The organism is Amorphoplanes digitatis (genome assembly GCF_014205335.1).
GTDB classification, from domain to species: domain Bacteria; phylum Actinomycetota; class Actinomycetes; order Mycobacteriales; family Micromonosporaceae; genus Actinoplanes; species Actinoplanes digitatus.
Map to the genome: position 1 here is coordinate 8317615 of NZ_JACHNH010000001.1, position 11509 is coordinate 8329123.

The 11509-nt window shown below is 74.5% G+C and carries 11 protein-coding genes; 8 read left to right on the plus strand and 3 right to left on the minus strand.

Going from position 1 to position 11509, the window contains the following annotated elements; genetic code table 11:
* Positions 1 to 57: 57 nt before the first annotated feature.
* The 7 genes from pseB to BJ971_RS36870 are packed head-to-tail and all read left to right on the plus strand — an operon-like array spanning position 58 to position 7276.
* The gene (pseB, locus tag BJ971_RS36840; protein ID WP_184999292.1) at positions 58 to 1032 is read left to right on the plus strand and encodes a UDP-N-acetylglucosamine 4,6-dehydratase (inverting); all 975 of its coding nucleotides are present in this window, start codon (positions 58 to 60) and stop codon (positions 1030 to 1032) included.
* The gene (locus BJ971_RS36845) at positions 1032 to 2156 is read left to right on the plus strand and encodes a DegT/DnrJ/EryC1/StrS family aminotransferase (protein ID WP_184997917.1); all 1125 of its coding nucleotides are present in this window, start codon (positions 1032 to 1034) and stop codon (positions 2154 to 2156) included. Before pseB ends, BJ971_RS36845 begins: the two co-directional genes overlap by 1 nt.
* 4 nt (positions 2157 to 2160) lie before the next feature.
* The gene (locus BJ971_RS36850; protein ID WP_184997918.1) at positions 2161 to 2970 is read left to right on the plus strand and encodes a hypothetical protein; all 810 of its coding nucleotides are present in this window, start codon (positions 2161 to 2163) and stop codon (positions 2968 to 2970) included.
* On the plus strand, positions 2967 to 4397 hold the full coding sequence (locus tag BJ971_RS36855) for a hypothetical protein (protein ID WP_184997919.1): 1431 nt from the start codon (positions 2967 to 2969) through the stop codon (positions 4395 to 4397). Before BJ971_RS36850 ends, BJ971_RS36855 begins: the two co-directional genes overlap by 4 nt.
* Positions 4398 to 4402: 5 nt before the next feature.
* Positions 4403 to 5137: a cytidylyltransferase domain-containing protein gene (locus tag BJ971_RS36860; RefSeq protein ID WP_184997920.1), complete on the plus strand. Its 735-nt coding sequence runs from the start codon at positions 4403 to 4405 to the stop codon at positions 5135 to 5137.
* Positions 5138 to 5139: 2 nt separating this feature from the next.
* Positions 5140 to 6177, plus strand: coding sequence for a PseG/SpsG family protein (locus tag BJ971_RS36865; protein WP_377885326.1), 1038 nt, complete (start codon positions 5140 to 5142; stop codon positions 6175 to 6177).
* A gap of 55 nt (positions 6178 to 6232) precedes the next feature.
* Complete coding sequence (locus BJ971_RS36870) at positions 6233 to 7276, plus strand: S66 family peptidase (protein WP_184997922.1); 1044 nt, start codon at positions 6233 to 6235, stop codon at positions 7274 to 7276.
* Positions 7277 to 7280: 4 nt separating this feature from the next.
* Here BJ971_RS36870 and BJ971_RS36875 read toward each other — a convergent pair whose 3' ends face one another.
* The 3 genes from BJ971_RS36875 to BJ971_RS36885 all read right to left on the minus strand — a co-directional run bounded on the left by BJ971_RS36875 (position 7281) and on the right by BJ971_RS36885 (position 8956).
* Positions 7281 to 7886 carry a TetR/AcrR family transcriptional regulator gene (locus tag BJ971_RS36875; protein ID WP_184997923.1) on the minus strand — a complete coding sequence of 202 codons (606 nt, stop codon included), beginning with the start codon at positions 7884 to 7886 and terminating at the stop codon, positions 7281 to 7283.
* Between the two features lie 51 nt (positions 7887 to 7937).
* Entirely contained in the window at positions 7938 to 8561 is a 624-nt protein-coding gene (locus BJ971_RS36880) for a helix-turn-helix transcriptional regulator (RefSeq protein ID WP_184997924.1), read from the minus strand.
* Between the two features lie 71 nt (positions 8562 to 8632).
* A complete protein-coding gene (locus tag BJ971_RS36885) occupies positions 8633 to 8956 on the minus strand; it encodes a hypothetical protein (protein WP_184997925.1) in 324 nt (107 codons plus the stop codon).
* A gap of 219 nt (positions 8957 to 9175) precedes the next feature.
* Between BJ971_RS36885 and BJ971_RS36890 the strand changes: the two genes are divergently transcribed.
* Positions 9176 to 11479, plus strand: a complete 2304-nt coding sequence (locus tag BJ971_RS36890; protein WP_184997926.1) for an ATP-binding protein — start codon at positions 9176 to 9178, stop codon at positions 11477 to 11479.
* Positions 11480 to 11509: the final 30 nt, after the last annotated feature.

The window sequence follows — 11509 nt, forward strand, 5'->3', positions numbered from 1 at the left end:
AGTTATGCTTCCGCCTCGAGTCAATGCCCGCGCCATCCCCGGGAGCAATTAATGAGTGTGTTGAGTGGATCGTCGATCCTGGTCACCGGTGCGACCGGTTCGTTCGGCAAGGCCTTCCTGGGTCACGCGCTGGCAAACCTGGACCCGCAGCGCATCGTCGTGTTCTCCCGCGACGAACTGAAGCAGTACGAGGTCCGGCAGATGTTCGGCGACGACCCGCGGCTGCGCTTCTTCATCGGCGACATACGCGACCGCGAGCGCCTCGCCCGCGCCATGCACGGCGTCGACCACGTCGTGCACGCCGCCGCCCTGAAGCAGGTCGACACCGCCGAGTACAACCCGTCGGAGTACGTGGCGACGAACATCAACGGCTCGCAGAACGTCATCGACGCCGCGATCAACGCCGGCGTCCAGCGGGTCGTCGCCCTCTCCACGGACAAGGCGTCCAGCCCGATCAACCTGTACGGCGCCACCAAGCTGGTCGCCGACAAGCTGTTCATCGCCGGCAACCACTACGCCGCGACCCACCCGACCCGGTTCGCCGTCGTGCGGTACGGCAACGTGATGGGCAGCCGGGGCTCGGTGGTGCCGCTGTTCCGCCGCCTGAACGCCGAGGGCCGGAGCCTGCCGATCACCGACAAGCGGATGACCCGCTTCTGGATCACCCTCGACGCGGCGGTGCGGTTCGTCGTCGACTCCTTCGACGTGATGCAGGGCGGCGAGCTGTTCGTGCCGCGCATCCCGAGCATGCGCATCCTCGACCTGGTCGAGGCCGTCGCGCCGGACGCGCCGACGCACGAGATGGGCATGCGGCCGGGCGAGAAGCTGCACGAGGAGATGATCGCCGCCGACGACAGCCGCCGCACGCTGCGCTTCCCCGATCGCTACGTGGTGCAGCCGGTCGTCGCGAGCTGGGGCTACCAGACGCCGCCCGGCGGCGAGCGGGTGGCGGACGGCTTCAACTACCGGTCGGACAACAACGACCTGTGGCTCGAGGTCGACGAGATGAGCGCCCTGCTCGAGGAGAAGTGATGCTGCCGTACGGGCGCCAGAACGTCACCGACGCCGACGTCGAGGCGGTGGCGGCGGCCCTGCGCAGCGACTGGCTCACCACCGGGCCGCGGGTCGGCGACTTCGAGCGCGAGCTCGAACGCGTCGCCGGCGCGCCCTGCGTCGCGGTCATCAACGGCACCGCGGCGCTGCACACGGCGTACGCGGCGGCGCGGATCGGCCCGGGCGACGAGGTGGTCACCACGCCGATGACGTTCGTGGCGACGGCGTCGACCGCCGCCATGCTGGGCGCGACAGTGGTCTTCGCGGACGTCGAGGAGGACACCGCCAACCTGGATCCGGCGGCGGCGGAGGCCGCGGTGACGCCGCGCACCAGGGCCGTCACGGCGGTCGACTACGCCGGGCACCCGGCCGAGTACGACCAGCTGCGCAAGGTGGCCGACAACGCAGGCGCGGTGCTCATCGCGGACGCCGCGCACGCCATCGGGTCGACGTACCACGGTCGGCCGGTCGGCACCCTCGCCGACCTCACCACGTTCTCCTTCTTCCCGACGAAGAACCTGACCACCGGCGAGGGCGGCGCGGTCGCCGCCACCGAAGCCGGGCTGCTGGAGCGGGCGCGCGCGTTCCGGACCGTCGGCCTGGTGCGGGACCCGGCCCGCCTGCGCCACCCGGACGAGGGCGGCTGGCACCAGGAGGTGCCGGAGTTCGGCCTCAACTACCGGCTGCCGGACGTGCTCTGCGCGCTGGGCAGCTCCCAGCTGCGCCGGCTGGCCGCGTTCAAGGCACGCCGGACGACCCTCGCGGAGCGCTACGACGCCCTGCTGGCGGGGGTGCCGGGGCTGCGGCTGCCGGTCCGGCGCGCGTGGGCCGACCCGATGCGCCACCTGTACCCGGTACGGATCGAGGACGGCCGCCGCCGCGAGGTGTACGACCGGATGCGCGCGGCCGGGATCGGCGTGCAGGTCAACTACGTGCCCGCCTACTGGCATCCGGCGTTCGAGGACCTCGGGTACGCCCGCGGCATGTGCCCGGTCGCCGAGCGCTTCTACGCCGAGCAGCTGTCGCTGCCGCTCTTCGTCGACCTCACCGACTCGGACCAGGACCGGGTCGTCGAAGCCCTGCGCACCATTCTGGAGAGCTGAACCCGTGCACCACGCCAACCACTTCTACGGCCACGCGCACGTCCTCGCCGGGTACTGCGGACTCGACCCGGAACATCCGCCGCGGATCGACGGATACGTGCAGCACGGCTGGAACGTGGTGGACGGGCTCGGCGCCGGGACGCCGTACGTGTCCGGACGGCCGATCTTCGTCTGGTCGGAGCAGACGCGGCGGCGCGCCTGGTCGATGGGCCGCCGGTACGCGACCGTGATCGGCGCGCCCTGGCTGTACCTGCTCTCGACCCGGCCGGAACTCCCGGAGACGCCGCGCACCGGGACGATCTGGTACCCGTTCCACGGCTGGGAGGGCCAGCACGTCGCCGGCGACCATCAGCGGCTGATCGACGAGATCCGGGAGACCGAGGACGGCCCGGTCACCTTCTGCCTGTACTGGCACGAGTTCCGCGACAGCCGGATCCGGCGCCGCTACGAGCGGGCCGGCCGGGTCATCTGCCACGGCTACCGCGGCCTGCGCTGGCTCGACACCGACACCAGGTTCCTGCACAACCAGCTCGCGGAGCTGCGCGCCCATCGCCGGGTGGCGTCGAACAGGCTCAGTAGCGCCGTGCTCTACGGCGCCGCCGTCGGCTGCGAGCCCGCCGTCTACGGCGACCCGATGCACCTCGACGGCGAGGTGCGGGTGACCGCCGAGCGGATCCGCCGCCAGTGGCCGGAGCTGCACGGCCCGCACCCGGACCCGGCCGCCGCCACCGCGTCCGCCCTGTACGAGCTCGGTGCGGACGACCTGGCCTCGCCCGCCGAGCTGCGCGCCGTCCTCGGCTGGGCCGCCGCATGAACTACGAGCTCATCGGCGGCGAGATGGCTGACTTCTCGGACCGGGAGCCGGTCGGTGGCGCGCTGGCGGCGTACCTGATCGGGCTCTTGCGGCCGCTCGGCGGCCGGGTCCTGCTCGCCGGGCCGCACGCACCGGCCCTGGTCGGCACGCTCGCCGAGTTCGCCGAGGTCACCTGCCTGGTGCGGTCCCAGCCCGACGCCGCCGCCCTGGCCGGTCGCGGCGCGACGGTGCTCTGCGGCAGCCTCGCCAAGCTCACCGGCGCCGAGCGGTACGACGCGGTGGTGGCGCTCGACGGCGTCGACCGGCTGTGCTCGGTCGAGGGACCGCAGTACGACTGGGCCGAGAGCGTGCGGGCGCTGCACCGCGTCCTGCGCCCCGGCGGCGCCCTGCTGCTGTCGGTCGAGAACGAGCTCGGCGTGCACCGCCTCGTCGACCGGGCGACCGTCACGTTCGCGCACACCACCGACGCCTGGCGCCCCGAGGGCGAGTTCGGCACGAAGCCCGGCAGCCCCGATCGGCTGGAGTCACGGCTGGCGGCCGAGGGCCTGACCGTCGGCTGGCTGGGCGCCGCCTGGCCGCTGCCGGCCGCGCCCGCGTTCGCCGCGACCCCGGCGGCGCTGCGGGACGGACCGTCCGGTGCGCTCAGCGCGGCCGCCACCGCGTCGGTCGCCGCGGCCTTCGCCGGCCGGCCGGTGCTCAGCGATCCGAGGCGGCTCACCGCGGCGGCGATCCGGGCCGGGGTCGGCGCCGAGTTCGCACCCTGCTGGCTGGCCCTGGCGTTCCGCGGCGCCGAACTCGGCGTGCTCGTCCCGCCGGTCCTGACCGGCGCCGGGCCGGCCGCCGACCTGCCCGCGGGCCGGGTCCTCGAGGAGCTACTCATCGGCGCGTGCCTGCGCCACGACCTGCCCGCGATCCGGCGGCTGCTGGCCGGATGGGTCGCGCGCGAGCCGGCGGCCGGATTCGACAACGTGCTCGTCGACGGCGACACCTACACCGTGCTCGACCCGGCCCGCGCCACCGGCGAGCCGGGCGCCGTGCTGCGGGAGTTCGCGGAAACGCTGCTGGCCGGCGGCTACGCGCAGCCGTGGCCCGCCGCGGCCGACGTGCCGTCGCTCACCGTGATCCTGCTGGCCGCCGCCGGCCTCGCCGGCACCGTGCCCGCCGCCGGGGACGTACCGGCCGCCCCGGATTCGCTGCGCGAGCACGAGGAGCAGGTACGGCGGCTGGAGGAACAGCTGGCCGACGCCGCCGCCCGCGTCGCCTACGCCGAGACCGAGCTGATCCACCGCGACGCCGAGCTGCGCCGGGCGCGCCTGCAGATCGACGCGTTCGCCGGCAAGGTCGGCTACCGCATCACCCGGCTCGGCGCCCGGGCCGCCCGCCGGGCCGTCAGGGCAGTACGCCGTTCACCCCTCTTCAAGGACTGAATCCCATGCGAACACTCGGCATCGTCCAGGCCCGGATGGGCTCCTCCCGGCTGCCCGGCAAGGTGCTCCGCAGACTCGGCGGCCGAACCGTGCTGTGCCGGGTGGTCGGCGCCGCCCGCGACAGCGGCGTGCTCGACGACCTGGTCGTCGCCACCACCACCGAGGAGGTCGACGACCCGGTGGTTGCCGAGTGCGAGGCGATCGGCGTCGGCGTGCACCGCGGCCCGGTCGACGACGTGCTCAGCCGCTTCCTCGGCGTGCTCGACGCCGGCGCGGACGACTACGACGCGGTGCTGCGCTTCACCGCCGACTGCCCGCTGCTCGACCCGGAGCTGATCATGCTGGCCGCCGGCGTCTTCGCCGCCACCCCGTCGCTTGACTACCTGAGCACCTCGATAGCGCGCACGCTGCCGCGCGGGCTCGACGTCGAGATCGTCCGAACCGAGGTGCTGCGCGAGATCGACAAGCTCGCCACCGAGCATCACCGCACGCACGTGACCTCGTACGTCTACTCGCACCCGCACGATTACAACGTGCTCGGCCTGACGTTGCAGCCGGACCTGTCCCACCTGCGGCTCACCCTCGACACCGAGGACGACTGGCGGCTCATCGAGGCCGTCGTCGCGCACTTCGGCGACCGCCCGGTGCCGGTGCGTGCCCTGGCCGGCTGGCTCGCCGGCCGCCCGGAGCTGACCGTGCTCAACGCGCACGTACGCCAGAAGGAGCTCGCGCAGGCGTGACGATCACCGTGGGTATCCGCTGCGATGCCGGGCCACGCACCGGCGCCGGCCACCTCGTACGCTGCGTCGCCCTGGCCGAGGAGCTGACCGCGCGCGGCGCCGCCGTGCACTTCCTGAGCGACCTCGGCGGCCTCGCGTGGGCGGAACAACAGCTGACCGCCCGGGGCCTGCCCTGGCATCCGGCGCCCTACGACGCCGTCGGGCTGGTCGCGGCGGCCGGCCGGCTCGGCCTGGACGCGCTGGTCGTCGACTCGTACGAGCTGCCGCCGGCGCAGTCGCGCGCGGTGCGGGCGAGCGGGCGGACCGTTGTCGCGATCGTCGACGGCGACCCGCGCGGCCAGGACGCGGACATCTATGTGGACCAGAACCTCGGCGCCGAGCTGCAGCACCCGCCGCTCGCGCCGGGCGTGGTCCGGCTGGCGGGGCTCGAGTTCGCGCTGCTGCGCCGGGCGGTCCGCGACCTGCGCCCGGACTCCGCGCCCGTCGCCGGCCCGGCCCGTACCCCCGAGGTGGTCGCCGTCTTCGGCGCGACCGACGCGTACCGGGCGGCCCCGGTCGCGGCCCGGCTGCTGATCCGGACCGGGGCCGCCTACGCGGCAACGATCGTCGCCGCCGACGACGACCTGCGCCGCGAGCTGGTCGCGCTGGAGCCGGGGCCCGGCCAGCGGATCGAGGTGATCGCGCCGACGGACGACCTGCCCAAGCTGCTCGCCGGCGCCGATCTGGCGATCAGCGCCAGCGGCACCTCGACCTGGGAGCTGCTCTGCCTCGGCCTGCCCGCCGCCCTGCTCTGGGTCGTCGAAAACCAGATCATCGGGTACGAACGGACGACCGCACGCGGTCTCGCGGCCGGCCTCGGGCACCTGCCGGCGCTGACCTCGTCGCCGATCGAGTCGGCCGCGGCCGTCGACACGCTCCGCCGGCTGCTGGTGAGCCCGGCCGAGCGGGCGGCGCTGGCCGAGCGGGCCTGGGCGGCCGTCAACGGGCGCGGCACCGCCCGGGTCGCGGACGCGCTGCTCGACCACCTGCGCCGGCGGTAGCGCCGGACCGGCAATTGCGTGGCGGCATCCGCGATCAACATCGGAGGATGTCCACATGCGCCCAGAGTTCACCGACCCACCGAAGCTTGCCGCCGGCGACCGGATCGCGGTCTTGTCGCCCGCCTTCGCCGCGCCCGCACTCTTCCCCGAGCTGCACGAGCAGTCCCTGCTCCGCCTGCGCAGGGACTTTCAGCTGGAGCCGGTCGAGTTCCCCAGCACCCGGCGACATTCGTCGGCGCGGGAGCGCGCGGAGGACCTCATGGCCGCCTATGCCGACCCGTCGATCCGGGCCGTCCTCGCCACGATCGGCGGCGACGACCAGATCACCGTGCTGCGGCACCTCGACCCGAAGCCGTTCCTCGCCGACCCCAAGCCGTTCTTCGGCTTCTCGGACAACACCAACGTGCTGAACTGGCTCTGGTCACACGGCGTCGCCGCCTATCACGGCATGTCCACGATGATGCACATCGCCCGCGGCGCGGGCGTACAGCCGATCGCCGCCGAGTCCCTGCGCGCCGCGCTCTTCACCGGCGGCGACGTCGAGATCCGCGCGGTCGAGCGGTTCAGCGACGAGGAGATCCCGTGGACCGACCCGGCGTCGCTCACCCGGTCGGCCACCCCGTACGACAGCCCCGGGCGGGTGTGGCACCAGGCCGACCGCGTGGTCTCCGCGCCGACCTGGGGCGGCTGCCTCGAGATCCTGCACTGGACGCTGGCCGCCGGCCGCTGGGTCCGCCCGGTCGAGGACTACGCCGGGTGCGTGCTGCTGCTGGAGACCTCCGAGGAGATGCCCCCGGCCGACGAGGTGTTCCGGATGCTGCGGAACTTCGGCGAGCGCGGGCTGCTCGAGCAGTTCCCGGCGATCCTGGTCGGCACCGCCAAGGGCACCGTCTTCAACAACCCGAAACCGATGGCGGAGCGGGTCCGCTACCGCGAAGAGCAGCGCGCCGCCGTGCTGCGGGCGCTGGCGGACTACCACCCCGGCGCGATGGTCGTCTTCGGCGTGGACTTCGGGCACACCGACCCGCAGTGGGTGCTGCCGTACGGCGGGCGGATCACCGTCGACGGCCCGGCCCGGCGGATCACCGCGCACTACTGAGTCGCTATTTGAGCGCCTCGACCTCGGCCGCGAACAACGGGCCGGGGTCGAGCCCCATCGAGAGGAAGTTGCCCTCGATCTCCAGGCTGACGAAGCCGTGCAGGCGGCTCCACGCGGTGACCGCGTGCAGCGCCACCGCCGGGTCGACCCCGCCGGCCCAGGCGCGCAGCGCCTCGGCGAGCGGCGGCTCCGGCTCCCGCCCGGGACCGGCGAAGGCGAACAGCACGTCCATCGCCTCCCGCGCCGCGGCGACCAGGCGCTCGTCGTGCGCGTCGTAGCCGGGCAGCGGAGCGCCGAAGAGCAGCCGGTAGCGGTGCGGGTTGGCGATCGCCCAGGCCCGGTACGCGGCCGCCAGGTCCGGCATCCGTCGCGGTGCGGCCGACACCGCGCTGGTCAGGTCGGCGTACGCGTCCAGGATGAGCTCGGTGAGCAGCTCGTCGCGGCCGGCGAAGTAGCGGTAGAGCGCGGGGCCGGAGACGCCCAGTTCCTTGGCGATCGCGTTGATGGACAGCGCCTGCGGGCCGCCCTCCGCGAGCTGCCGCAGCGCCGCGTCCTTGACCTCCTGGCGCATCTGCGCGCGGAACCGGTCTCTGATCCCCCCTGCCGTCATGCGGCAACGTTACAGCCCTGACGCTAGGTGAGAACCACTAACGGCGAGCGATCAGATCATGCCGGAGCGCAACGCGTACGCGACCGCGTGCGAACGATTGCGCAGCTTCAGCCGGTGGGTGACACCGTAGATCACGTTCTTCACGGTGCGCTCGGAGTAGCTGAGCTCGCCGGCGATCTCGCTGGTGTCGAGGCCGTCAGCCATCAGCCGCAGCACGTCGATCTCGCGGGGCGTCAGGCCCGAGGTGTTCAGCCCGTTCGGGGTGAGCACGTCGCGCTGGAGGCGTTCGATGTGCTTGAGCAGCTCGCCGACCAGGTTCGGCGGCATGACGCCGCCGCCGGCCGCCGCGGCGAGCACGCTGTGCGCGAGGCGGTCGGCGGTCACGGCGGCCCGGGGCAGGATCGCGACCACCCGGCACTCGACGGCGGTGAGCAGCTCGGTCTCGGTGATCTCATTGGTGATGAGCACGACCGGCGCGCCCAGCTCGGCCGCGCAGCGGCGCAGCAGGGCGATGACCTCGGCGCTCAGCCGCTCGGCGCAGACGACCAGGACCTTGGCCTGTGCGCGGTCGGCGGGGCGCAGCAGCGTCAGCTCCGGGCGTGACTGCAGATAGCTGGCGAGTCCCGCCTGGACGAGCGGGTCCGACGCCTGCAAGGCCACTCGCACCTGTTCCACGGCTGCCTCCGGTTGTCGTTGCGGCGGCGCCAGTCTCCGGGAGCGTTCTTCAGAAAATCTTCACGCCGTCTTCAGCCGGCCGGCGGCAGCCGGCCGGCGCTGCGCAGCGCCTCGATGTACTTCGGCAACTCGACGGCGGCGCGCTCGAGCCGCCCCGGCGTCAGCTGGTCGACGAAGACCGCGTCCACGACGTCCTGCCGCAGCTCGGCGGGCAGCTCGTCCAGGCGCTGTACCGGCAGCTGCTCCCAGATCCGTTTGATCCGGAGCCGGGACCGGACCAGGGCGAGCGTGCGTTCCAGCCCGGCGACGACCTCGTCGGCGCTGCCCGGGTCGAGCACCAGGCGGCCCTCTGCCGCCAGGGTCAGGAAGAGGTCACCGGCGAAGTCCCCGCTCATCGACCCCTCCTCCGCGCACCGGGCGAGCGCCCGGCACGGCTGCGAGTCCATCAGAGAGGTCGCGGGGCGCGGAAGGGTGTGCGCGCGGTGGTGCCCCGGGCTCCGGCGGACTCTGCCCGCGCGGGAATCTGTCCAGCGCCACGCACACGGTTGTCGATGCGGCGCTATGGTGGTTCGCGCGGCGCGACAGCACGCAGGCATCTGACGTTGGGGACAGCGATGGCGGCAGAGCACGAGGGCCTGGACCTCCGCCTGCTCGGCCCCGTACGCGCCTGGCGGGACGGCACCGAGATCCCGCTGGGCTCGGCCCGGTGCACGGCCGTGTTCAGCGCGCTCGCCCTGCACGCCGACCAGGTCGTCTCCCGCGAGCAGCTGGTCGCCGCGGTCTGGGGCGACGACCCGCCGGCGAGCGCCACCGGCAACGTCTACACCTACGTCTCCGCGCTGCGCCGGGCGCTGGAGCCCGGCCGCGACCGATGGGCCGCCGGGCGCACCCTGACCTCCGGCGCGGGCGGCTACCGCCTGCACGTGCCGGGTCCGGCCGTCGACGTCCACCGCTTCGAGGCGCTGCGGGAGCGCAGCCGCCGGCACCGCGCCGCCGGTGACCAGCGCGCCGAGCTGGCCGAGCTGGAGGCGGCCATGGGCCTGTGGCGGGGCGAGGCGCTGACCGGCGTCCCGGGCCGCTACGCGGAGGCGCAGCGCCTGCGCCTCACCGAGCTGCGGCTGGCCACCGCGGAGCGGCGCGCCACGCTCCTGGTCGAGCTCGGCCGGCACGACGAGGCGATCAGCACGCTGCGGATGCTCGTGACGGCGTACCCGTTGCAGGAGAACCTGCACGCCGTGCTGATGTCCGCCCTGCACGCCGCCGGCCGAAGGGCCGAGGCGTGCGAGGTGTACGACCGGCTGCGGGACCTGCTGCGGGACGAGACCGGCACCGAGCCCGGCGCGGCGCTGCGCGCCGTGCACGGCCGGGTGCTGGGCCGCGACCGCGGCGGCGCCGGCCCGGCGCCGGCCGCCGTGTTCGTCGGCCGGACGGCCGAGCTGCGACTGCTCCGCGACGCGGTCGCCGCGGCGGCGGCGGGGCGCGGCGGCAGCGTCTGGCTCAAGGGCGCGCCCGGCATGGGCAAGTCGGCCCTGCTCGCCGCGGCGCTGCGGGACGCGGCGAGGCCCGGCTGCCGGATCGGCTGGGGTGTCGGCGACGAGCTGGCCCGGCGGATGCCGCTGGGGGTGCTGCGCGAGTGCGTCGAGTCCGCAGGGGCCGGCGACGGGGAGCCACTCGCCGCCGACGGGCCCGAACCGGGCATTGTGGACCGCACCGTCGCGACGATCCGGCGTGCCGCCGCCGAGGGCCCGCTGGTCCTGGTCATCGACGACCTGGAGCTGGCGGACGACGCCACGCTGCGGGTCTGGACGGCGCTGCACGCGCTGACCGGCGAGCTGCCGCTGCTGCTCGTGGGCGCCGGCGGGCCGGCCGACGGCGACCGGCGGCTGGACGAGCTGCGCTCCCTGCACCCGGGCGAGGTGGTGCTGCCGGGGCTGACGCCGGCCGACGCGGCCGCGCTGGTCTGGCGGACGGCCGCCGGGCCGCCGGAGCCGCGGATTCTGCGGCGGCTGCTCGCCGACGCCGGCGGCAACCCCTGCTACCTGCGGCATCTCGCGGCCGGCGCGTGGCGCGAGCCCGGCGGTCCGCTGCCCGCCGAGCTGGTGGCCGCGGTCACCGCCCACCTCGGCCCGTTCGCGGAGGAGACCCGGCAGATCCTGCGGGCCGTCGCGTTCCTTGGCGCCGACTCGGGCCGTCACGTCGGGTGCACGGTGCCCGAGGTGGCCGCGGTGACCGGCCGGCCGGCGGACGAGATCCAGCGGGTGCTGGCGCCCGCGCGCGCCGCGGGCGTGCTCGGCGCCGGCCCCCGGCTCGTGTTCCGGCACCGGATCGTCGCCCGCGTCCTGCACGAGGGCACCCCGACGGCCCTGCGCCTCATGCTGCACCGCTCGTTCGCGGAGAAGGTCGCCGCCGCGGGCGGAGCGCCGGAGCTGGTGGTCGCGCAGCTGCTGGCCGGGCCGGTCCCGCCGGGCCCCTGGGCCGGCCGGTGGCTGGCCGGCCACGTCGAGCAGCTGTGGGCCCGCGCGCCGAAGCCGACGATCGCGGTGTTGCAGCGCGCCCGCGCGCAATACACCGTGGATCACGACACCCGCGTCGAGCTGACCGCCTGGCTGGCCCGGCTGCTGTTCCTTCAGGGGCACGGCGCGGTGGCCGAGGCGGGCTGGGTGGCCGCCCGGGCCACCGACCCGGCGCTGGAGGCGGAGATGCGCTGGATCGTGGCCGGGACACACGAGCGCCGCGGCGACCACGCGGCCGCCGCCGACGTGGTCCGCCTCGTGCTCGCCGCCCGCCGGGCACCGGAGCCCTGGCTCGGGCGGTTCCGGACGCTGCTCACCCGGCTGCGTACCGACCTGCCGGGCGACCCGGCCGCGCCCATCACCCGGACGGCCGGCTCCGCCGACCCGATTTCCGTTATCGGCTGACGGCCGAACGGTCTCCACCTGCATGAAATC